Source organism: Brevundimonas sp. FG128, assembly GCF_057809775.1.
The window spans coordinates 661,568-682,583 of record NZ_JBMDKP010000002.1; the positions used below are offsets into that span (position 1 = coordinate 661,568).

The 21,016-nt window shown below is 66.8% G+C and carries 26 protein-coding genes; 15 read left to right on the top strand and 11 right to left on the bottom strand.

All coding sequences use genetic code 11. The features are described from left to right. Nucleotides 1-143: 143 nt before the first annotated feature. Nucleotides 144-1,784, top strand: a complete 1,641-nt coding sequence (locus ACODSC_RS07660; protein WP_488813288.1) for a response regulator — start codon at nucleotides 144-146, stop codon at nucleotides 1,782-1,784. A 3-nt stretch (nucleotides 1,785-1,787) separates the two neighbouring features. Here ACODSC_RS07660 and ACODSC_RS07665 read toward each other — a convergent pair whose 3' ends face one another. Continuing rightward, the gene (locus ACODSC_RS07665; protein ID WP_488813289.1) at nucleotides 1,788-2,819 is read right to left on the bottom strand and encodes a ligase-associated DNA damage response exonuclease; all 1,032 of its coding nucleotides are present in this window, start codon (nucleotides 2,817-2,819) and stop codon (nucleotides 1,788-1,790) included. Between the two features lie 46 nt (nucleotides 2,820-2,865). Here ACODSC_RS07665 and ACODSC_RS07670 point away from each other — a divergent pair, with 46 nt between their 5' ends. The 5 genes from ACODSC_RS07670 (at nucleotide 2,866) to ACODSC_RS07690 (ending at nucleotide 5,488) form a co-directional block, all read left to right on the top strand. Beyond that, nucleotides 2,866-3,360, top strand: coding sequence for a PaaI family thioesterase (locus tag ACODSC_RS07670; RefSeq protein WP_488813290.1), 495 nt, complete (start codon nucleotides 2,866-2,868; stop codon nucleotides 3,358-3,360). Nucleotides 3,361-3,377: 17 nt separating this feature from the next. Next, nucleotides 3,378-3,752, top strand: a complete 375-nt coding sequence (locus tag ACODSC_RS07675; RefSeq protein ID WP_488813464.1) for a PaaI family thioesterase — start codon at nucleotides 3,378-3,380, stop codon at nucleotides 3,750-3,752. 174 nt (nucleotides 3,753-3,926) lie between these two features. Then, complete coding sequence (locus ACODSC_RS07680; protein ID WP_488813291.1) at nucleotides 3,927-4,277, top strand: hypothetical protein; 351 nt, start codon at nucleotides 3,927-3,929, stop codon at nucleotides 4,275-4,277. 91 nt (nucleotides 4,278-4,368) lie between these two features. Further along, nucleotides 4,369-4,800: a hypothetical protein gene (locus ACODSC_RS07685; RefSeq protein ID WP_488813292.1), complete on the top strand. Its 432-nt coding sequence runs from the start codon at nucleotides 4,369-4,371 to the stop codon at nucleotides 4,798-4,800. A gap of 52 nt (nucleotides 4,801-4,852) precedes the next feature. Further along, entirely contained in the window at nucleotides 4,853-5,488 is a 636-nt protein-coding gene (locus ACODSC_RS07690; protein WP_488813293.1) for a S24 family peptidase, read from the top strand. Between the two features lie 63 nt (nucleotides 5,489-5,551). On the opposite strand, the gene ACODSC_RS07695 is transcribed toward ACODSC_RS07690, so the two are convergent. The 6 genes from ACODSC_RS07695 to ACODSC_RS07720 form a co-directional block, all read right to left on the bottom strand. Next, complete coding sequence (locus ACODSC_RS07695; protein WP_488813294.1) at nucleotides 5,552-6,025, bottom strand: SH3 domain-containing protein; 474 nt, start codon at nucleotides 6,023-6,025, stop codon at nucleotides 5,552-5,554. A gap of 88 nt (nucleotides 6,026-6,113) precedes the next feature. Next, nucleotides 6,114-6,497, bottom strand: a complete 384-nt coding sequence (locus ACODSC_RS07700; RefSeq protein ID WP_488813295.1) for a hypothetical protein — start codon at nucleotides 6,495-6,497, stop codon at nucleotides 6,114-6,116. 60 nt (nucleotides 6,498-6,557) lie between these two features. Then, the gene (locus ACODSC_RS07705) at nucleotides 6,558-8,240 is read right to left on the bottom strand and encodes a lysine--tRNA ligase (RefSeq protein ID WP_488813296.1); all 1,683 of its coding nucleotides are present in this window, start codon (nucleotides 8,238-8,240) and stop codon (nucleotides 6,558-6,560) included. Between the two features lie 52 nt (nucleotides 8,241-8,292). Then, entirely contained in the window at nucleotides 8,293-8,649 is a 357-nt protein-coding gene (locus tag ACODSC_RS07710) for a RidA family protein (protein ID WP_488813297.1), read from the bottom strand. Between the two features lie 74 nt (nucleotides 8,650-8,723). Then, the gene (locus ACODSC_RS07715) at nucleotides 8,724-9,206 is read right to left on the bottom strand and encodes a hypothetical protein (RefSeq protein ID WP_488813298.1); all 483 of its coding nucleotides are present in this window, start codon (nucleotides 9,204-9,206) and stop codon (nucleotides 8,724-8,726) included. 30 nt (nucleotides 9,207-9,236) lie between these two features. Next, on the bottom strand, nucleotides 9,237-9,686 hold the full coding sequence (locus tag ACODSC_RS07720) for an Lrp/AsnC family transcriptional regulator (protein ID WP_488813299.1): 450 nt from the start codon (nucleotides 9,684-9,686) through the stop codon (nucleotides 9,237-9,239). Nucleotides 9,687-9,815: 129 nt separating this feature from the next. Between ACODSC_RS07720 and ACODSC_RS07725 the strand changes: the two genes are divergently transcribed. Together ACODSC_RS07725 and queA are read left to right on the top strand one after the other, a co-directional pair. After that, nucleotides 9,816-11,102 (top strand): D-amino acid dehydrogenase, encoded by a 1,287-nt coding sequence (locus tag ACODSC_RS07725; protein WP_488813300.1) that lies wholly within the window; start codon nucleotides 9,816-9,818, stop codon nucleotides 11,100-11,102. Between the two features lie 34 nt (nucleotides 11,103-11,136). Continuing rightward, nucleotides 11,137-12,222, top strand: coding sequence for a tRNA preQ1(34) S-adenosylmethionine ribosyltransferase-isomerase QueA (gene queA / locus ACODSC_RS07730; protein WP_488813301.1), 1,086 nt, complete (start codon nucleotides 11,137-11,139; stop codon nucleotides 12,220-12,222). Nucleotides 12,223-12,229: 7 nt separating this feature from the next. Here the strand turns inward: queA and pdxH are convergent, their stop codons facing one another. Next, nucleotides 12,230-12,904, bottom strand: a complete 675-nt coding sequence (gene pdxH, locus ACODSC_RS07735) for a pyridoxamine 5'-phosphate oxidase (RefSeq protein ID WP_488813302.1) — start codon at nucleotides 12,902-12,904, stop codon at nucleotides 12,230-12,232. Nucleotides 12,905-13,016: 112 nt separating this feature from the next. Here pdxH and ACODSC_RS07740 point away from each other — a divergent pair, with 112 nt between their 5' ends. The 3 genes from ACODSC_RS07740 to ACODSC_RS07750 all read left to right on the top strand — a co-directional run bounded on the left by ACODSC_RS07740 (nucleotide 13,017) and on the right by ACODSC_RS07750 (nucleotide 15,432). Continuing rightward, the gene (locus tag ACODSC_RS07740) at nucleotides 13,017-13,751 is read left to right on the top strand and encodes a DnaJ C-terminal domain-containing protein (RefSeq protein WP_488813303.1); all 735 of its coding nucleotides are present in this window, start codon (nucleotides 13,017-13,019) and stop codon (nucleotides 13,749-13,751) included. Between the two features lie 8 nt (nucleotides 13,752-13,759). After that, nucleotides 13,760-14,845, top strand: a complete 1,086-nt coding sequence (aroC, locus tag ACODSC_RS07745) for a chorismate synthase (RefSeq protein WP_488813304.1) — start codon at nucleotides 13,760-13,762, stop codon at nucleotides 14,843-14,845. A 245-nt stretch (nucleotides 14,846-15,090) separates the two neighbouring features. Continuing rightward, nucleotides 15,091-15,432 (top strand): VOC family protein, encoded by a 342-nt coding sequence (locus tag ACODSC_RS07750; protein ID WP_488813305.1) that lies wholly within the window; start codon nucleotides 15,091-15,093, stop codon nucleotides 15,430-15,432. 4 nt (nucleotides 15,433-15,436) lie between these two features. On the opposite strand, the gene ACODSC_RS07755 is transcribed toward ACODSC_RS07750, so the two are convergent. The 3 genes from ACODSC_RS07755 to thiE all read right to left on the bottom strand — a co-directional run bounded on the left by ACODSC_RS07755 (nucleotide 15,437) and on the right by thiE (nucleotide 18,752). After that, nucleotides 15,437-16,309 carry a hypothetical protein gene (locus tag ACODSC_RS07755; protein WP_488813306.1) on the bottom strand — a complete coding sequence of 291 codons (873 nt, stop codon included), beginning with the start codon at nucleotides 16,307-16,309 and terminating at the stop codon, nucleotides 15,437-15,439. 43 nt (nucleotides 16,310-16,352) lie between these two features. Beyond that, entirely contained in the window at nucleotides 16,353-18,035 is a 1,683-nt protein-coding gene (locus ACODSC_RS07760; RefSeq protein ID WP_488813307.1) for a sensor histidine kinase, read from the bottom strand. Between the two features lie 63 nt (nucleotides 18,036-18,098). Then, nucleotides 18,099-18,752 carry a thiamine phosphate synthase gene (gene thiE / locus ACODSC_RS07765; protein WP_488813308.1) on the bottom strand — a complete coding sequence of 218 codons (654 nt, stop codon included), beginning with the start codon at nucleotides 18,750-18,752 and terminating at the stop codon, nucleotides 18,099-18,101. Nucleotides 18,753-18,880: 128 nt separating this feature from the next. On the opposite strand from thiE, the gene ACODSC_RS07770 reads away from it, so the two are divergent. The 4 genes from ACODSC_RS07770 to efp all read left to right on the top strand — a co-directional run bounded on the left by ACODSC_RS07770 (nucleotide 18,881) and on the right by efp (nucleotide 20,994). Next, nucleotides 18,881-19,066, top strand: coding sequence for a (2Fe-2S)-binding protein (locus tag ACODSC_RS07770; protein WP_488813309.1), 186 nt, complete (start codon nucleotides 18,881-18,883; stop codon nucleotides 19,064-19,066). Between the two features lie 144 nt (nucleotides 19,067-19,210). Then, a complete protein-coding gene (gene bfr / locus ACODSC_RS07775; protein ID WP_488813310.1) occupies nucleotides 19,211-19,711 on the top strand; it encodes a bacterioferritin in 501 nt (166 codons plus the stop codon). A 55-nt stretch (nucleotides 19,712-19,766) separates the two neighbouring features. Next, entirely contained in the window at nucleotides 19,767-20,327 is a 561-nt protein-coding gene (locus ACODSC_RS07780) for a tryptophan-rich sensory protein (RefSeq protein WP_488813311.1), read from the top strand. Between the two features lie 100 nt (nucleotides 20,328-20,427). Beyond that, nucleotides 20,428-20,994: an elongation factor P gene (gene efp, locus ACODSC_RS07785; RefSeq protein WP_346496470.1), complete on the top strand. Its 567-nt coding sequence runs from the start codon at nucleotides 20,428-20,430 to the stop codon at nucleotides 20,992-20,994. The last annotated feature ends 22 nt before the right edge of the window (nucleotides 20,995-21,016 follow it).

Consider the following 21,016-nt stretch of genomic DNA (forward strand, 5'->3'; position numbering starts at 1 on the left):
ATGGGTCGGGCGGGCCTTCTACACCAGCCCTGCGAGGACGCAAAGGGCGCCACCGGTGTCGATTCGACTCGCCACGGCGGCGCTTAACCAATCTGCAAGCGATTTCTGGCCTATGGTCCGCTGAGTATGGAGTTCGAGGCAGTATGCCGACCATCGAGACCCTTTGTGAGCGTCCCAAGCCGATCGCCCCAACGACACTGGGCTGCGAGGTGCTTGCACGCTTCGAGCGCGAGCCCGACACGCTGGTCATCCCCGTGGTAGATGGTGATCGTCCGGTCGGCCTGGTCGAACGGACCGCCTTCCTGCAGAAGATCGCCGCCCGTTTCGGCCACGCGCTGTACGACGGCCGCCCCATCACCTTCGCCATGGATCCAGAGCCGGCGGTGGTCGAGGCCGGGGTGCGCATCGACGCCTTCTGCGACATCATGCTGAAGGGTGGCCCGGCCGCCCTGCTGCGCGGTTTCATTGTCACCCGCAACGGCGTCTATCACGGCGTGGGCACCGCAGCGACGCTGCTTCAGGCCGTCAACGGCCGCCAGCGCGAACAGAACGAACAACTGGCGGAACAGGCCGCCGTCCTCAACGACACCCGCGCCCAGGCCATCGCCGCCGCCCGCGCCAAGAGCCAGTTCCTGGCGATCATGAGCCATGAGCTGCGCACGCCGATGAACGGCGTGCTGGCCGTCGCCGAACTGCTGCGCCGCCAGCCCCTGACCACGGCCGCCCAGGCGCACGTCCAGACCATCGTCGATTCTTCCGAGGCCCTGCTGCGCATCCTTCAGGACGCCGTGGACCTGTCCAAGGCCGAAGCCGGCGAGCTCGAGCTGAACAGCACCCCGACCGCCCTGCGCGCCGTCATGGACGACATCCAGTCGATGTGGGAGCCGCGCGCGTCACAGGACGGCGTGACCCTGCTGATCGGCTACGAAGGCGACACCGAACTTGCCGCCGTCATTGACGGCATGCGGCTGAAGCAAGTGTTCAACAACCTGATCGGCAACGCCCTGAAGTTCGCGCGCAACGGCGTGGTCGAAGCCGGTCTCAAGGCCTGGGTCGAGGGCGACCGCATCCAGATGGAAGCCCGCATCCGTGACGACGGGCCGGGCGTCGACGCCGACCGGGTCGATTCCATCTTCGAACCCTTCGTTCATGGATCGGGCCCCGACGGCGCGGGCCTGGGCCTGTCGATCTGCCGCCAGGTGATCGATCGGATGGGCGGTCGCATCTGGGCCGAGAACAACAAGGGCCGGGGCGCGACCTTCGCCTTCGACCTGGCCGCGCCGCGCGCCGCCATCGAGGCGGACGCCCAATCCAATGTGTCGGACCTGTCCGGCCTGGACCTGATGTCCGCGCCCCACGTCCTGATCGTCGACGACAACGCCACCAACCGCGTTGTGGCCCAGGCGCTGTGCGAGATGTTTGGGTGCAGTTCCGAACTGGCCGAGGACGGGCTGGAAGCCCTTCGCGCCGTTCAGGAAAGCCGTTACGATCTGGTCTTGATGGACATCAAGATGCCCCGCATGGACGGCGTCCAGGCGACGCAAGCGATCCGCGCCCTGCCCGGCGCCGCCGGCCGGGTGCCCATCGTCGCCCTGACCGCCAACGCCGACCCGGAGGACGCCAAACGCTATCTGGCCATAGGCATGGCCGCCGTGGTCGAAAAGCCCATCAAGCCGGAGCGGCTGCGCATGGCGATGAACGCCGCTCTGGCTGTCGCCGAGTCGGAAACGCGCGACGAAACCGCCCCCGTCGAGACCTCAGACGGCGCCCGTTCGGTCGCCTGATCCTCAGTCGGGGCGGACGTCTAGCGCCTCCTCGTCCTCTTCGTCGTAGCCGACGAGGCGGAGCGCCCGCGCCTTCTGGCCGTTGATCTCGGCCCAGCGCAGCAGCCCCTCCTCCCGCCCGTGCGTGATCCAGATTTCCTCTGGCTTCAGCTCGGTGAAGGTCGCCGTCAGTTCGTTCCAGTCGGCATGATCCGACACGACGAGGGGAAGTTCCACGCCCCTCTGCCTCGCCCGCGCCCTGACGCCCATCCAGCCCGATGCGAAGGCCGTAACCGGATCGGCGAACCGCCGCGCCCAGCGATCCTGAATGGCTGAGGGCGGCGCAATGGCGACCTCTCCCCCCAAGGCGTTTTTCGGCAGATCGCGCGTCGGCAGGATCGGTCCCAGATCGACACCCTCGGCTTCATAGAGGGCGTTCAATCGCTCCATCGCGCCGTGGACGTAGATCGGCCGATCCCAGCCCGCCTCACGCAATAGACGGATGATCCGCTGCGCCTTGCCCAGCGCATAGGCGCCGACCAGATGCGCACGCTCCGGAAACTGCCCCAGCGATCGCACCAGCCGCCCGACCTCCTCCTCCGCCGACGGATGGCTGAAGACCGGAAGCCCGAACGTCGCCTCGGAGATGAAGACGTGGCAAGGCAAAGGCTCGAACGGCTCGCAGGTCGGATCGCGGCGACGTTTGTAGTCGCCTGACACCACCATCGTCAGCCCCTTCCACCGCACTTCCACCTGCGCCGAGCCCAGGACGTGACCAGCCGGGACCAGACGCAGGTCCACGCCATTGATCGCCGCCCCTTCTCCATAGGCGACGGCCTGTTCCCGCCCCGTAAAGTCCACGCCATAGCGTTCCGCCATGATCGCCAGGGTCTGTCGGGTGGCCAGAACCGCGCCATGGCCGGCGCGGGCGTGGTCGGAATGGCCGTGGGTGATGACCGCCCGATCCACCGGCCGCACCGGATCGATGTAGAAATCCCCAGGCGGGCAATAGAGGCCGGCGGGCGTGGGATGCAGCAGGTCTTCAGGGCGGATCATGATGCGGTAACGCTCTCGACGCCGTCAGGTCGCCGCCCCATACAGGATGGTCGATAAATCGTCCCTGAAAGTCCGCCGCTCGATGCACGAGAGCTTCCTCACCACCATCCTGCCGCAACTGGCGGCCGGCGCCGCCCACACCAGCGCCTTGGGGTTCGCCTTCGACGGTCTGCACGATGGCGAGCCGCGCATCCGCGTGCCGTGGCGCGAAGATCTGGTGGGCGATTCTGACAGCGGCGTCTTCGCCGGCGGCCTAGTCACCACCCTGCTCGATCATATCGGCGGCCTGGCGGTCTGGACGGCGCTCGACACCTTCCAGCCGGTCGCCACCCTGGACCTTCGGGTGGACTATATGCGGGCCGCCCGGCCGCGTCAGGACCTGCTGGCCCAGGGGCGTTGCTACCGCCTGACGCCGACCATCGCCTTCGTCCGCGCCTGGGCGTTCGAGGACGATCCGTCCGACCCTGTCGCGGCCGCCCAGTCGGCCTATGTCCTGAACCAGCCCCGGGACCGCACCCGTTCGACGGAAGCCGCCGCGTGACCGACATTCTGGATCGCATGCCCTACGCTCGTTTCCTGGGCTTGAAGACCCTGGTCAGCGGCGACGAAATCACCGTCATCCTGCCGTTTGCGGACAAGTTGATCGGCAATCCCATGCTGCCGGCCCTGCACGGCGGATCGACCGCCGCCCTTCTGGAAATGACCGCCATGGCGCAGGTGGCGCTGGGCTTCCCCAGTTCGCGCCTGCCCCGGCCCATCAACGTGACGGTCGCCTATCTGCGTACGGGACGGCCGATCGACGTGTTCGCCCGCGCCCGCATAAACCGGGCCGGCCGTCGCGTCGCTCACGTCCAGGCCGAGGCTTGGCAGGAAGAACATGCACAGCCAATCGCGTCGCTGACCGCTCACTTCCTGCTGGACAACCAGGACTAGGCATTCCGGTTTACTCGCCGATTCGTCCGTGACCCCCGCAATCGTTGACCGCCCCGCCATCCCTTGTGGCGGCGCTTCAACGCGTGATTGCCCCAAACATGAAGATCGCCCTACCAAACAAGGTTAAGACGTGCTAACCATACATCTTCCGTAAACCTTGTTTGAGGGACTGCAATGGACCGTACTGAAGTCGTCACCAGCGTTGCTGGCGATCTGCACGCTACCGAACTCGCGATCGACGCCGCGATCACCCAGGCGACGACGCTGGTTCAATCCTTCATCGGCGCCCGCGCCGCGCTCTCGCTGTCCCCGGTCGCTGCGACGGAGTCGCAGGCTAAGGCTATGGAAACCATCGCCGCCCTCTCGGCTGCACGGGAATCCATCGTGGCCTGCCACGCTGAGCTGAAGAAGGATCACCGTCGTCTCGGTTACGGCGCCTACGCCGCCGGCCCGCTGGCCAAGCCCAACGATTGGCTCGACCCCAAGGCTTCGCTCACGCCGACGCACCTGCACCGCGTCGCGTGAATTCTTGGTAAGCTTGGCTTACCGAGATTTCAGTCTGAGCTGAATTCAGCCATTATCGCCCTCGCGCATTCCGGCGCGGGGGCGATTTGTCATGTTCAACATCGTTTACGCGATCGTTGGCGCGGTCTTTATGGTCGGCATGGCGCTGTTCGCCTTCCTGAAAGGCGGCCCCTCCGAAAAGTTAGGAGCAGGCGTGTATCTCTTCGCTTGGTTCGCCTCCCTGATGCTTCAGGAAAACGACGGCTTCCGTGGGGTGCCGGTTGGCTTGCTGCTGATCGACCTCGCTCTCCTGGCCGTTTTCGCAGGCATCGCGTGGCGGTATCGTCAATCGTGGCCGGTGTGGGCCAGCGGCCTGCAGTTGATCGCCGTCATGTCCCACATCATGCGACTGACCGGGCAGCACGTGATGATGGGCTCACTCTACACAGTGACGAACCTGACCAGCTACCTGATCATCGGCTGCATAATCGTGGGCACCTTTTTCGCGTGGCAGGAGCGTCGGGCCGCGACATTGAATAGGTAGAAATTCCTACACCACCCCTCTAAGCTTCGAGCGAATCGTTCGCCGGGGCGCCATGCCGCTATCGCACGCCAAATTGTGGAAGGCCGTCGACAATCTGGCGCGGCGCGAGGGGCTGACACCGTCGGGTCTTGCCCGCCGGGCGGGACTGGACGCCACCAGCTTCAACCCGTCGAAGCGTTTCGGCGCCGGCGATCCGCCGCGACCGCGCTGGCCATCGACCGAAAGCGTGACCCTGGTGCTCCAAGCGACCGGCGTCTCCCTCGCCGATTTCGCCGCCTTGGCTGATGACGCGCCTGCGACGCTCGCCACCGTGCCGTTGCTGGGTCTGGCCAAGGCGGGCCAGGACGGGTTCTTCGACGATGCGGGCCTGCCGGTCGGCGACGGCTGGGACCAGACCGAACTGCCGCGCGCCAAAGACACCCTGTTCAGCCTGAAGATCACGGGGGATTCCATGGCTCCGCTCTACCGAGAGGGCGACCGGGTCATCGTCGATCAGGAGGCGACCCGCGTGCGGCGCGGCGACCGTGTCGTGGCCCGCCTGACCACGGGCGAGACCGTGGCCAAGGAAGTGGCGGCGCTGAACAGCCGCGCGGTCACCCTGTCGTCGATCAATCCCGACTATCCGCCACGGGTCGTTCCCCGGCGAGAGATCGAATGGATGGCGCGCATCCTGTGGGTCAGCCAGTAGGTCGGATCGCAAAAAAGCCCCGTCCGTTGATCCGGACGGGGCTTCCGACGGGCATCGTGAAGATTAGTTGGCGGTCACGTAGTGGGCGTTCACCCAGCCGCCGCCGGCGATCTGAACCCACTCGCCTTGCGACCCAATAGCGGTGAAGGGCTGACCGGCCGACAGGCTGCCAGCTTGGCGATAGTTGGTGCCGGGGCCGCTGCGGATACGCAGGTTGGACGAGGCGCGATATTGCGAGCCGTTCGAGGTCGTGGCCGCACGGGCGCGTTGCTGGTTACAACCGATATACGAACCCGCCGCCGCGCCGGCGCCAGCGCCGACGATGGTGCCGGCGGTGCGCTCGTTGCGGGCAAGATTGGAGCCGACCACGCCGCCGACAACGGCGCCGATCAGGGCGCCTGCGCGCTGACGACCGCCGGGGGCGTCGCAGTTGGTCACGCCGTTGGCCTGGGCCGAGGCGCTCATCGGGGCGGCGGTTATGAGGGCGGCCAGAGCCGCTGCCGTGGCCAGACCCGTATTCATGAACTTGTTCGACATGGCTGTTCTCCTGTCATCGCGTTGTCGATGAAGGTCACAATGCACTGCCCAACCTGAAGGCTCCCGGAGCTTCGCCGTTATTTTCGGTTCATCTTCGGATAGGCCCGCGCGTCGCCCGTCGTCGTTCGATCAATCTCCGCGCCGCCTCCACATCGCGAACGACCAGGTGTTTTCGCCGCACGAACTGGAAGTCCATCACCTTGGCCCACAGGTGCAGCAAGGAGTCGTGGGTCACGAACACCGTCACCGCCTCGACCTTGGGCGGCGGCCCCCAGGCGGCCGACAACTGCGCCAGATGATGGGTCGTGGCGTCATCAGGTAGAGGCTCGCCCTCGGCGATCCAGTCCCAACCACACAGCTCGGGTCGCGCCTTAATCAGCGTAAGGGTCGTCGCCAGCACATTGTCGGCAGACCCGGCGGAGACCATGTCGAACCACAGAATCTGGGCATCTTCTTCGATCTCGTAACGCAACACCGCCTCCGTGGGACGCCGAGATTCAAGACTGACTTCGTTAAGAAGTCTTCCCCTGGGTCAACCTTGCGCCAGCTCGCCCGCCGCTCCCGCCTCGATCAGGGCTATGGTCTGCGGCAGCCCGTAGATGGCCGCGAACGAACCGAAGCGCGGCCCCTGACTGGCGCCCAGCAGCACCTCGTACAGCGCCCCGAACCAGGCCCGCAGCGGCTCGAACTCATGCGCCTTACCGACTGCATAGACCTCGCTCTGGATCAGCTCGCCGTCAGTCGTGTCCGCCGGCAGGGCCTTCAGCCGTTCCGCTAGGTCCAGCAGCGCCGCCTTCTCCTTGTCGTCGGGCAGGCGATACGACTTCGAGGGCTTCACGAAGTCCTCGTAGTAGTTCAGCGCTGACCCCATCAGCCGGTCCAGCAGCGGCTCGTTCTGCGGCGTCGCCTCGGGCAGGTATTGGGCGAAATAGGCCCACAGCTGCTCCTTGGTCGAGGCGTTGGCTACACCGACCAAATTCAGCAACAGGGCGAACGACACCGGCGAGGTGTGGGTCGGCGGATCGCCCGCATGGATCGACCAGACGGCGTTGTCGATCCGCTTGGCCGGCTCCTGGGTCTTATAGCTTTCGATGAAGGCCAGATAGTCGTCGATGGCGCGCGGGATGACGTTGAAGTGCAGGCTCTTGGCCGACTTCGGCGACTGGAACATGTACCAGCTCAGGCTCTCGGGCGTGCCGTAGCGCAGCCATTCGTCCATCGTCAGACCATTTCCCTTGGACTTGGAGATCTTCTTGCCCTCGATGTCGAGGAAGAGCTCGTAGTTGAAGCCCTCCGGCGGCGTGCCGCCCAGAGCGCGACACAGTTTCGACGACTCGCGCACGCTCTCGATCAGGTCCTTGCCCGACATCTCGTAATCGACGTCCAGCGCGACCCAGCGCATGGCCCAGTCGGGCTTCCATTGCAGCTTCACATGGCCGCCGGTGACCGGAACCTCGGTGCGGTTGCCCGGCTCGCCGGCCGGATCCTCGAAGGTGATGGTTCCCTTCTCGACGTCGCGCGCCAGGGTCGGCACCTGCAGCACATGGCCGGTGATGGGGCTGACCGGCAGGAAGGGCGAATAGGTCGCGCGCCGCTCCTCGCCCAGGGTCGGCAGCATGATGGCCATGACGGCGTCGAACCGCTCCAGCAGGGTCAGCAGCGTCGCGTCGAACCGGCCGGACTTGTAGGTCTCGGTCGAGCTCATGAACTCGTAGTCGAAGCCGAACGAATCCAGGAAGGCCTGCAGCCGCGCATTGTTGTGCGCCCCGAAACTGTCGTGCGTGCCGAACGGATCGCGCACGCGTGTCAGCGACAGGTGCAGGTCTTCGCGCAGCATTTCCGGGTTCGGGATGCCCTCGGGCACCTTACGCAGGCCGTCCATGTCGTCGCTGAAGGCGATCAGGCGTGTCGGCCAGTGATCGCCGGTCAGGGCGCGGAAGGCGTTGCGCACCATGGTCGTGCGCGCCACCTCGCCGAAGGTGCCCATGTGCGGCAGGCCCGACGGGCCATAGCCGGTCTCAAGGATCACCGGCCGTTGCAGCGCCGGGAAGGTCGCCAGCGCCTCTTCCGCCTTGCCCGCGTCGATCAACAGTTTCGCCGCGTCCCGCTCGGCGTCGGTCAGGCGCTTTTTCAGCACATGGGCCAGCAGATTGCGGGCTTGTTCGAACGGCCAGGACTTGGCCTCGCGGGCGAGGGTTTCGAGGTTCTGCAACATGTCGGCGGTTTGCAGTCTGCATACCGCCCGGTCAACCGCTTAGCCGCCGCGATCAGCCCTTGGCGGCCCCAGTTGCAGCAATGACGATCACTTCCACCAGATACTCCGGCGACGCCAGCCGGCTCTCGCCCGTGGCGCGGGCGGGCGGATTGGCGGTATCCACCCAGGCGTCCCACACGCTGTTCATCGCGTCGAAATCGCCGATGTCGGCCAGCCATATCTGGGCCATCAGGATTCTGGACTTGTTGCTGCCGGCCTCGGTCAGCAAGGCCTCGACCTCTGCCAAGGCCGTCTTCGTCTGGGCGATGACGTCGTCGCCGGGCTCTCCGAGCTGGCCGGCCAGATAGATGGTGTCGCCGTGGATGACGGCTTCGCTCATGCGGGCGCCGGGCTGGATGCGGGTGATCATGGCGGTATCCTTTTTCGATAGCCCCTGCACCTATCGCCCCCGGGCCACGCCTGTCGAGACCTGGCGCCCCAGCGTCAGCGACGGCCGCGTCCAAGCCGCGCGACCGTCAGCCCCACCACCGCCGCGCCGGCGGCGACGATCAGCGCGTCCTCGATCAGGCCGCTGCGGGTCTGGCCGATCCTGGCCATAGCCTGCTTGCGCCCCGCCAGGGTGGCGTAGGCGAGCGGCACGGCGGTCGCCACGGCGAGGCCCGCGCCCAGTCTCTCGCGCCCACGCGGCACCAGGGCCGAACCCGCGATGCCCGCGCTCATCACGCGCGCCAGCAGACCCAGGAACACCGTCCGGTCCGGTGCCAACTTCATCTTGTCGCCGAACAATTCGCCCACGCCCATCGCCAGGGCGCCGAACTTGAACAGCGGGCGGTTCAGCAGGAAGACCCGCCCCGGGGGCTGTCGGTGGAGCAACTCGGCCCCCGCTATCGCCGCCATGGGCGTCATGGAACGGGCGCTGGCGACGGCGCCGATGAGGATGGAAGGCAGCAGGGCGGTGATCTTCATGCCGTCTGAACACCGCAAGACGACGAGGGTTCAGCCGCGCGCCGCCAGAACGTTTCGGATCGCCAGGCTGGAGTGGATGCGCGCCACCCCCGGCAGGCGCGACAGCACGTCCTTGTGGATCACCTCATAGGCGGCGATGTCCGCCGCCACGGCCCTGACGATATAGTCCGCCTCGCCCGCCATCAGATAGCAGTCGCGGATTTCCGGGTGGTTGCGCACCGCCGCCTCGAACCGGCGCATGTGGTCGTCGGTCTGCTTTTCGAGGGTGATCTCGACATAGGCCACGACACCCGCCTCGGCGTCGCTGGCCAGGACCGCCGCATAGCCCCGGATCACGCCCCTTTCCTCCAGCCGGCGCACGCGGCGCAGACACGCCGACGGCGACAGGCCGACCGCCGCCGCCAGGTCCGCATTGCTGATCCGCCCATCGGCGCGGAGCCGTTGCAGGATACGCTGGTCCACCGGATCAAACAGGGTCACACGTTTCCACCTTTCAGCCGAAGATAATTGCTTCGTCTATCTCACACCTGTCGAATATTGCGCAAACAGGCAGGATCGACGACGCGACCCCGTCTAACTTGCGCCGAAACAAAGGGTTTGCGGCGGCACATGCGGGTTCTGGTTCTCGGTTCGGGCGTCATCGGCGTCACCACCGCCTGGTATCTGAGCCAGGCGGGCCACGAGGTCGTCGTCGTCGATCGCCGCAAGGGTCCGGCGCTGGAAACCAGTTTCGCCAACGCCGGTCAGGTTTCGCCCGGCTATTCCGCCCCCTGGGCCGCGCCGTCGATCCCGGTCAAGGCGATGAAATGGCTGCTGATGCGCCACGCCCCGCTGATCCTGCGCCCCCAGCTCGACATGGCCATGGTGCGCTGGACCGCCGCCATGCTGCGAAACTGCACCCACGCCCGCTATGCATTGAACAAGGGCCGTATGGTGCGTCTGGCCGAATACAGCCGCGACCAGCTGGGTCTGCTGCGACGCGACACCAGCATCGCCTATGACGGCCGCCAGCAGGGTACGCTGCAACTGTTCCGCACTGAAAAACAGCTGGCCGACGTGCACAAGGACGTAGACGTGCTGAAGGCCCAGGGCGTGCCGTGCGAGGTGCTGGATCGGGCAGGCTGCATCGCCGCCGAGCCCGGGCTGGCGGCCTCCGACGTCGATTTCGTGGGCGGCCTTCGTTTGCCGCATGACGAGACAGGCGACTGTTTCGCCTTCACCAACGCCCTGGCGGCGAAGGCGGCCGAACGCGGCGTGCAGTTCCTTTACGACACCGACATCCAGTCCCTGCAGACCCAGGGCGGCCGCGTCACGGGCGTCCAGACGCGGGCCGGCCTGCTGACGGCGGAGGCCGTGGTGGTGGCCCTGGGCTCGCATTCGCCGGCCCTGGTCGCGCCGCTCGGCCTGCGTCTGCCGGTCTATCCGGTGAAGGGCTATTCGATCACGGCGGCCATTCTGGATCCGGCCCGCGCGCCCGTATCGACCGTGATGGACGAAAGCTACAAGGTCGCCATCACCCGTCTGGGCGACCGTATCCGCGTGGGCGGCATGGCCGAGCTTTCAGGCTACAACAACGCGCTGCCCGCCCCGCGGCGCGCCACCCTGGTCCATTCGGTGGGCAGCCTGTTTCCCGGCGGCGGCGATCTGGAAGGGGCCAGCTACTGGTCCGGTCTGCGCCCGATGACGCCGGACGGAACGCCCGTCATCGGCGCGACGTCGCTGGACGGCCTGTATCTGAACACCGGTCACGGCACCCTGGGCTGGACCATGGCCTGCGGCTCGGCCCGCGTCCTGACCGATCTGATCGACGGCGCAAGGCCCCAGATCGACGTCCACGACCTGTCGCTGAACCGCTACGGGGTGTGGGCGGGCGCGTTCGCGCCGGGTTACGCTTGACCCTGTCGCGCCCCTGCGGTCTTTGCGCCGTCTGATGAAGACCGCCGATTTCGATTTCGACCTGCCCGAAGACCGGATCGCCCTGCGTCCGGCCGATCCGCGCGATTCCGCCCGACTGCTGGTCGTGAAGGGCGGCGCGCTGCAGGATCGGGTCATCCGCGAACTGCCCGACTTCCTGCGTCCCGGCGACGCCCTGGTGTTCAACGACACACGTGTCATCCCCGCCCGTCTGTCGGGCGTGCGTCAGCGGATCGGGGCCGAAGGCGAAACCCTGACGGTCGAGGTGGAGGCGACGCTGCATCACCGCGACGCGCCCGACGTCTGGTCCGCCTTCATGAAGCCGGGCAAGCGCATCAAACCGGGCGACCGCATAAGGTTCGGAAACGAGAGCGACGCCGCTTGCGACTTGGGCCGCCTCGATGCGACGGTGACGGCCAAGGGCGACGACGGTCTGATCACCCTGACGTTCGACCTGTCCGGCCCGGCGCTGGACCACGCCATTCGCGACGTGGGGGTCATGCCCCTGCCGCCCTATATCGCCGCCAACCGGCCCGAGGACGACCGCGACCGTTCTGACTATCAGACGGTCTTCGCCGAGCATGACGGGTCGGTCGCCGCCCCGACCGCCGGCCTGCATTTCACCCCGGCCCTGCTCGACGCCATCCGCGCCAAGGGCGTCTCGACCCACGCCGTGACGCTGCACGTCGGCGCCGGCACCTTCCTGCCGGTCAAGGCCGACGACCTGGCGGACCACAAGATGCACAGCGAATGGGGCGAGGTTTCACCTGAGACCGCCGCCGCCCTGAACGCCGTCCATGCGAATGGAGGCCGCATCGTCTGCGTCGGCACCACCAGCTTGCGCCTGCTGGAAAGCGCCACGGCCGAGGACGGCGAGATCAAGCCCTTCCACGGCGACACGGCCATCTTCATCACGCCCGGCTATCGGTTCCGGGCGGTCGATGTGCTGATGACCAACTTCCACCTGCCGAAGTCGACGCTGTTCATGCTGGTCAGCGCCTTTGCGGGCAGCGCGACGATGAAGGCGGCCTACGCCCACGCCATCGCCGACGGCTATCGCTTCTATTCCTACGGCGACGGGTCGCTGCTGTTCCGCGACTGATCGCGGGTCAGGGCCACAGGCGGCCCGACCGCCACGCCTCGGCGTCGCGCTCGAACCGCAGCCGGTCATGCAGGCGGAACGGCCGGTCGCGCCAGAACTCGACCGATTGCGGCGCCACCCGCCAGCCGGTCCAATGCGCGGGACGGGGCACGTCCTGGCCATCGAACCGCGCGGTTTCGCGGCCCACCGCCTCTTCCAGCACCGTGCGATCCGAAAGGGGCCGAGACTGGTCCGAGGCCCAGGCGCCGATCCGGCTTTCGCGGGCGCGGCTGGCGAAATAGGCGTCGGCCTCTGCGGGCGTGACCGGCTCGACCGCGCCGCGCACCCGCACCTGACGCCGCAGCGATTTCCAGTGGAAGGTCAGGGCGGCGGCGGCGCAGGCCGCCAGTTCCACGCCCTTGGCGCTCTCGCTGTTGGAATAGAAGGTGAAGCCGCGCGCATCGACGTCTTTCAGCAGCACGATCCGCGCATCCGGCAGGCCATCCGCATCGACGGTGGACAGGGTCATGGCGTTGGGATCGTTCGGCTCATGCGCCCGCGCATCGGCCAGCCACTCGACGAAAAGTCCGATGGGTTCGGCGCGCGCGAAGATGGTCTCGTCGCCGTTGGCGGCCAGGGCGGCGGCATAGTCGCGGGCATATTCCTCACGCGACGGGCTGGGGGGGATCACGGATGCGGTCATGACCGATCATCTAAACCCTGCGGGCTGTGCGGGAAATGATCGAGGTCAAAAAACGGTCGCTGCCGCATCACGGTTAACCGCCCATTGACCCTATCCGGCGAACGGTGACGTCATGAGCGCACACCGTCCCCAATCCGACGTTTCCGGCGTCCGCGAGGCCCTGACCACGCTGGGCCTGACAGGCGACGTCGATGCGTCCGCGCTGAAGGCCGCCTTCCGCGCGGCGGTGAAGGCGGCGCGGCCCGATCACGCAGGCGGGGACGCCGAACGGTTTCGGCATGTGATCGCTGCCTACCGCTTGATCCAGGCGCACCAGCCTGCGCGCCCCGCCCTCTCCGCGCCGAAATCCCGCCCCGCGCCCGCGCCGGTGGTGGTGCTCAGCCCGATGCAAGCCATCGCCGGCGCTCAGGTCGAAGTGAAGCTTGGCGACCGCCTGGTGCGGGTCAAGGCGCCGGCGGGCCTGAGAAGCGGCGATCATTTGCGACTGCGGCGCGGGGCGACGGACGGCGGCGACCTCTATCTGTCCGTGCTGATCCGGCCCGAGGACGGGCTGTCGGTGCTTGGCGACGACATCTTCATGACCTGGCCCACGGAACAGCGCCTGATGGCTGACGGCGGCCGGGTCGAGATCGAGACCTACGCCGGCGCTCGCTCGGCCTGGATCACGGCGGATATGACAGCGCCCGTGCGCGTGCGACTGACGGGCCTGGGCCTGCCGGCGCGCGGATCGCGCGAGGCCGGGCATCTGTTCGTGACGCTGATCCCGTCATCCGACGTGCCGTCGGCAGCGGAGGACCTGTTACTCCGGTTCACGCGGGTCTGGACGCAGGAGCGTCTGGCGGCATAAGTCACCGCATGTCGCACAATACCTTCGGCCGTCTGTTTCGCGTGACCACCTGGGGCGAGAGCCACGGGCCGGCCATCGGCTGCGTCGTGGACGGATGCCCGCCGATGATCCCGCTGACCGAGGCGGACATCCAGCCGTGGCTGGACCAGCGCAAGCCCGGCGGCAGCCGCTTCGTCACGCAACGCAAGGAAAGCGACACGGCGCGCATCCTGTCGGGCGTCTTCGACGACGGCGACGGCCCCGTCACCACCGGCACGCCGATCTCGATCATGATCGAGAACGAGGACCAGCGGTCCAAGGACTATGGCGAGATCGCCCGCGCCTATCGGCCGGGCCACGCCGACTACGCCTATCAGGCCAAATACGGCGTGCGTGACCACAGGGGGGGCGGCCGGTCGTCCGCGCGCGAGACCGCCAGCCGCGTGGCGGCCGGCGCCGTGGCGCGCAAGGTGCTGGGCGAAGGCGTCAAGATTCGTGCAGGCGTGGTGCAGATCGGGCCCCACCGGATCACCACGGATCAGGTCGATTTCGACGCCGTTTCCGGCAATCCGCTGTTCGCAGCATCCGCCGAGGTCGTGCCTGCCTGGGAGGCCTATCTGGACGACATTCGCAAGGCCGGCTCGTCGGTCGGCGCCGTCGTCGCTCTGGAGGTCACGGGCGTTCCGGCCGGTTGGGGCGCGCCGATCTATGGCAAGCTGGATTCCGAACTGGCGGCGGCCCTGATTTCTATCAACGCCGCCAAAGGGGTCGAGATCGGCGCCGGCTTCGAGGCCGCCGAACTGACGGGCGAAGAGAACGCCGACGAGATGCGGCTGGATCTGAACAAACAGCCGGTCTTCCTGTCGAACAAGGCGGGCGGCGTGCTGGGCGGGATTTCGACGGGTCAGCCGGTGACGGCGCGGGTGGCGTTCAAGCCGACATCCTCGATCCTGACCCTGCGCCAGACCGTTACGCGCGACGGCGAGGAGACGGACCTGCGCACCAAGGGACGCCATGACCCCTGCGTCGCGCTGCGGGCCGTGCCGGTGGTGGAAGCCATGGCCGCCTGCGTCCTGGCCGACGCCTTCCTGAGGCACCGCGCCCAGGTCGGCTGAGGCCTATCGCCTCGGTCTGCGCGCCGAAACGATGGATTGAAGGCTTTGCGGGTGGCCGGCTTGAGGTCTGGGCGGCGGTTCGGCCGCGCGCTCCTCCTGCCGCATCAGGGCGACGAGGCCCGACAATCCCGTCGTCATCACGATCATCGCCGACTCCTGCAACTGCGAACCGTTTGCAGGTTTGCGCATGTTCAGGCGTCGTGCAAGAGGGATCGGTCGGTGGCGTCGAACTGAGGAGATCAACCGTGCGTGAAGACGGAAAGCTGGACTATCTCGAACTGCCCGCTGCAGACCTGCCCGCGACCAAGGAATTCTACAGCCAGGCGTTCGGCTGGACCTTCGTGGACTACGGCCCGACCTATGCGGCCTTCGACCAAGGGCTGGACGGCGGGTTCGACGCCGATCAGGCCGAACGGACCAGGACGCCCCTGCCCGTTCTGTACGCCCATGACCTGGAAGCCATGCTGGCAAAGGTCGAGGCGGCCGGCGGCCAAATCCTGAAGCCGATCTACGCCTTCCCCGGCGGTCGCCGGTTCCACTTCGCTGATCCGGCCGGGACCGAAATGGCGGTCTGGTCCGAGGGCTGACGGCTTAGCGGACGTCGATGGACTGGCCGATCCGTTCGGCCAGATCCCGGTCGGCGCCGGTGATGCTGGTGATCCAGACGTGGATTTCCTTGGGGACGGTCGGTCGCTGGAACAGATGCTCCATGGCCAGGCGTCGCCCGCCCTCCGTCACCACCACCGAGGCGCGGCCGCCGGCGCGCACCATCTCGCCGTCATAGATCGGAAACTGCGATGACGGTCCGGCATAGATCATCAGCAAGGTCTGATCGCCGCGCTGGACGCGGTAGATGCTGGCGTCTGCGCCCGCCCTCGCCGGGGTCAGCGTCAGGCCGGCCGGCAGTTCGATTCCGAACGGAAGGGCGGCGATGGCTGCGGAGTCGAGGGCGGCCGGGGCCGGGGTCGGAGCGGCGGGGGCTGATGTCGTCGGCGTCGCGGCGGGGGTTGCGGGCTGGGCTTGAGGTGCGCCGCCGATCGGCGGCAGGGTCGATGTCGAGGGCGCCGGACGCGGCGCAGCGGGGGTCGCGCGCGGTATTTGAGGCCCGCCTCCAATCGGCGGCAGCGTCGATGTGGAGGGCGCCGGGCGCGGCGTGGAAGCCGGGCTTTGCGAAGCGGCGGGAGACGCCGGCGTCACACTCGGCGTTTGGGCCGGCCGGCCGGTTGAAGACGTCGGCGCAGGGTTAGGCGTGGTCGAGACAGCCGGTCTTTGCGTGGCGGCAGCCGGCGTCTGCGCGCGAGCCGGAACCTGGGCTGGCGCTGGATTCGCTGACGATGGCGGCGTCACGGCCGATGGCGGCGCGCTGTTCAGATCGCGCGTCAGGTCGGAGGCCGAGCGCGACGACGACGGCGGCGTCGCCTGTCCGGAAATCAGAAGAGCGGCGGCGAGAGCGATCATGGGCATGGCCGGACATTCGCGCGGCGAGGTCGGGATCGCAAGCGCGACGTCAGGCCAGGGGCAGTTCCAGCCAGAAGGTTGCGCCCTCGCCCGGGGCCGAGATCACCCCGATGGCCCCGCCCTGCAACTCCACCAGCCGCTTGGCCAGCGCCAGACCCACGCCATGGCCCTCGACCGTCGTTCGCTCCAGACCCAGACGGTTGAAGGGTTCGAACAGTTGCGCCTGCTTCTCCAGCGACAGTCCGGGGCCGAAGTCGCTGACCTCGATCCGTACATTGTCGTCGGCCCGCAAGGCGCGAAGAATAACCCGTCCGCCCGAATTACCGTACTTCAGGGCGTTGATCGTCAGATTCGAAACAACCTGAGCCAGACGCTGGGAATCGGCCACGGCGATCAGACCATCGCCCTCGCATACGACCTGGATCGCGACCTTGTCAGCGTCCGGCCGCAACAGGCAGGTGCGACGCACATCTTCCAGCAGGCCGGGAATGTCGGTGGGACGCAGTTCCACTCTTACCGCCCCGGATTCGGCGCGCGCGACGTCCAGCAGGTCATGGGCCAGGGTTTCCACCTGGCGCGCGGTGGCCACCAGCATGTCGGACATCTCCGCCTGCTGCGGCGTAATCGGACCCAGTTGGCCTTGCCGCCACAGATCGCCGATGCCGATGATGCCGGCGACGGGGCTCTTGATCTCGTGGGCGACGTTGGCGAGCAGGCGCGACTTGGCCTCTGACGCCTTCTCCGCCCGCTCCCGGCCCAGGCGCGCACGCTCCGCCAGACGGTCTCGCTCTTCCAGCAAGGCCGCCACAAGCAGGAACGGCATATAGCCGATCAGGACAAGCATCTGCGCCATCATCACCTGTTCGGGACGGCTCCCTTGCGTAAAGGGACCATGCCCCATCATGGCGCCGCCGACCGAAGCGACGGTGACCAGCACCAGGCTGAACGCCGTGCCGGCCACGCCCAGGCGCACGGCGATCGCCATCAGCAGGGGCAGCATGATGAAGCCGATCGTCATCTCGCCGGTGAACCCGACGTAGTAGAAGGCCAGGACGCAGGCGACCAACACACCGGCCTCGGCCAGTTTCGCCGGCTGCGCCATGCGGACCATCGTGACCCGCGTCAGCGACAGACCTAGGGAGCCCAGCACGGCGATACCCAGGGCATGCCCGATCCACCACGTCTGGAAGCCTTCCCAGATTTCGTTTTGCCCCAACTGCGCAAGCACCAGCGTGCTGAACAGGGCCGCAGGAATCGGCGCAAGGACGGCGGCGAAGAACAGGAAACTGGCGGCGCCGTTCAGGCTGGACAGGTTCAGCGTCGGTGCGAACCGTCGCGCCAACAGGACCGCGCCCCCGATCTCGATCATGTTGGCCAGGGTGAAAAGCAGCGCCAGGGCCGGCTTGTTGCCCGCGATGATTTCGCCGATCAGGATGCCGACCGTCAGGACGCCGGCGAACGTCATGTCGCTGCTGCGACCCCGGCTGGTGCGCAGCCACACCGCCACGGCCACGCCGCCCGCGCCCCACAGGCCCGCCACCAGTCCTGCGGATCGACCATAGCCGATGGCCACGGCGACCAGGATCGCGACGACGACACCGGTCAGAACGGGGGCCAGAGGATGGGAAATCTGGCCGATGTCGCCGATCTCGGCCGACGAATCGACAGCCGCCGACGCCTTCGAAGACGAAGCCGGTTGATCGTCGACGTCGAGCGCGCGGCTCAGGATCATGAAAGGGTCTCGGCCGAATAAAGTCCGGCTATAAGATCATGGGGTTCCTAATATCCCCTGAAGTCAGAACTTCAACTTTTGGTTGAACGCTTCAACCGCAGCAGCTGCGCCTTGGCTGTAACCCCAGACGCCGCTGCTGACAGCGACGAAATCGGCCCCCGCCCTGGCCAGTTCGGCGGCGTTATCGACGGTGACGCCGCCGATGGCGACGCAAGGTGTCTCCACCGTCTCCTGCCACACGGTCAGGATGTCCAGCGGCGGTCGATGAATCGTTTCCTTGGTCTCGGTGGGATAGAAGGCGCCGAAGGCCACATAGTCGGCGCCGCCCTCGGCCGCTTCCCAGGCCAGGTCGCGGTCGTCGTGACAGGTGACGCCGATCATGGCGTCCGGCCCCATGATGCGTCGCGCCTCGGCCAGAGAGCCGTCCTGCTGGCCGATGTGGACCCCGTCGCAGCCGGTGGCGCGCGCCAGGTCCGGGCGATCGTTCAAGATCACCGCCACCCCGTGTCGGAGTGTGACCGGCGCCAGGGCTTCGACCGCCGCGCATATCGTTGCGTCGTTTGCAGGCTTCAGCCGTATCTGCAGGGCGGCGACGTCTCCGGCGGACAGCGCCTGGTCTAGCGTCGCAGCGAAGGCTTGCAGGTCGGGAATGGCGGGCGGCGTGATCAGGTACAGCCGGCAGGGCGGGCGGTCGGGAGCGGTAGGAATTCTGGCCATACGGTCCCTTCCCTCTCCGCCGCCGGTTCGTCAACGGCCGAGACCGTTCACCCCCATGCAAACGACTTGCAATCGCCGTTGCAGGTGCTATAGCGAGCCATTCTCAGTCGGTGGATGCGTCTTTTCTCGTGTACGTCTGTAACTGCAACGGTCTTCGCCAACGCGATGTCGCCCAAGCCATCGAGGCTGGCGCCTGTCGCCCGCGCGACATCTTCGCCCGCAACCAGTGCCAGGCCCAGTGCGCCAAATGCGTCTGCGAGATGCGTCAGATGATCCACGACAGCCGCGAAGCGTTCGCACTCGCAGCCGAGTAGTCTGCGCCGCTCATCGCGGCCGAAAATCACTCGCACTATCAATGTCGTGATAAAAACTCGCAAATAAACAACGTGAGTTTTACTGTGGTATCGCTTCGCTCGACAGACGGCGACCGCGCCGTGGCGAGACCAAGGACCATGGCCATGAAGGGCGACCCCGCAATCCTGCGCACGCTGAACGCAGTGCTGACCAACGAACTGACGGCGGTGAACCAGTATTTCCTGCATGCCCGCATGTTTGAAAGCTGGGGCCTGGCTCACCTGGGGAACGTGATCTACGAAGAATCGATCGGCGAGATGAAGCACGCCGACATGCTGATCAAACGCATCCTCTTCCTCGACGGCCTGCCTAATCTGCAGGATCTGCACAAGCTGAAGGTCGGCGAGCACCCGATCGAATGCCTGGGTGCCGACCTGCAGCTGGAACTGGACAGCCGCGCCACGACCGCCGCCGCCGTGACCCAGTGCGAGGAGACCCGCGACTACGTCAGCCGCGACCTGCTGATGAATATCCTGGCGGATACCGAGGAGCACATCGATTTCTTGGAAAACCAGCTCAAGCTGATCGAACTGATGGGCGCGCAGAACTATCTGCAGTCGGCCATGAAAGAAATCGTCACTGACAGCGCCGCCACGGGCGGCTGACGGAACTTGGGTCCGCGCCGGCCATTAGATTTCGACGGGCAAGCTGGAGCGGACCATGACTGATATCGACGACGCCATCGACGACGTGCGGGACGCCGCCGTGGGCTTGCTGAACAGCGAGGGCCGCAGCGCGGGCCATGTCGCTATCGGCGTCGCCCTGACGGCCGGGTTCGTCCTGTTGGCGACGGGTATTGCGTCGGGCGCGTTGAAGCCGAAGCGGACACTGAAGCATGTCCGCAAGGGAGACATGCCGATCACCGAGCGGCCGCGAGGCGCCTTCAGCTTGATCCTGCCGGCCATGTTTTCGGCCACCACACTGTCGGCGGTGCGGGTGTGGAACGCGCCGTCGCGTCCAGAGCGCACACGCGCCATGGGGCTGTGGCTGGCGGCCCAGACCGTGAACGCCGTGTGGCTCGGCCTGCGGCCCTCGTCGATGTGGCGGCAGGTTGCGGCGGCCATGTCGTCGGCCGGGCTGGCGGCCGCCTTCGCCCACGAGGCGCGCAAGCTGGACGAAGGGGCGGGCAAGATGGCGGCGCCCACAGGCGGAGGCGTGCGGATGGGCAACTTCCTTCACCGCAAGGTGGACCAGGCGTCTGGTGAACGCACCCTGCATTAGGGCCGCCTTGCCCTTTGGCGGGGCTTACTCTAGGGATCGCGCCCTATTCGCCACGCCCCAACCGGGCGCGTGGGCGCAACCCCATTCCCGATGTGACCCCATGAAGATCAACGGCAACACCATCAAGCCCGGCATGGTCCTGCAAGTGAACAACGGCCTGTGGGTCGTCACCAAGGCCAGCCACGTCAAGCCCGGCAAGGGCGGCGCCTTCGCCAACGTCGAGGCCAAGAACCTCGAAACCGGCAACAAGCTGAACGAACGCTTCCGGTCGGAAGACAAGGTCGAGCGCGTGACGCTGGAGCAGAAGGACTTCTCCTACCTGTTCGACAACGGCGACAGCCTGGTCTTCATGGACGACGGCACCTACGAGCAGATCGAACTGCAAAAGGACTGGGTCGGCGAAGACCGCATCCCCTATCTGCAAGAAGGCATGAAGGTCGTCATCGAGATGCACGAAGAGCGTCCGATCGGTCTGTCGCTGCCGGATCAGGTCGTGCTGGAAGTCGCCGAGACCGAGCCGACCGTGAAGGGCCAGACCGCTTCCTCCTCCTACAAGCCCGCCATGGCGTCGAACGGCGTCCGCATCATGATCCCGCCCTATATGTCGGCTGGAGAGCGCATCATCGTCGATACCGCGACCGGCGAATACGTCCGCCGCGCGGACTGACACCCACGACCGGCCTCATTCG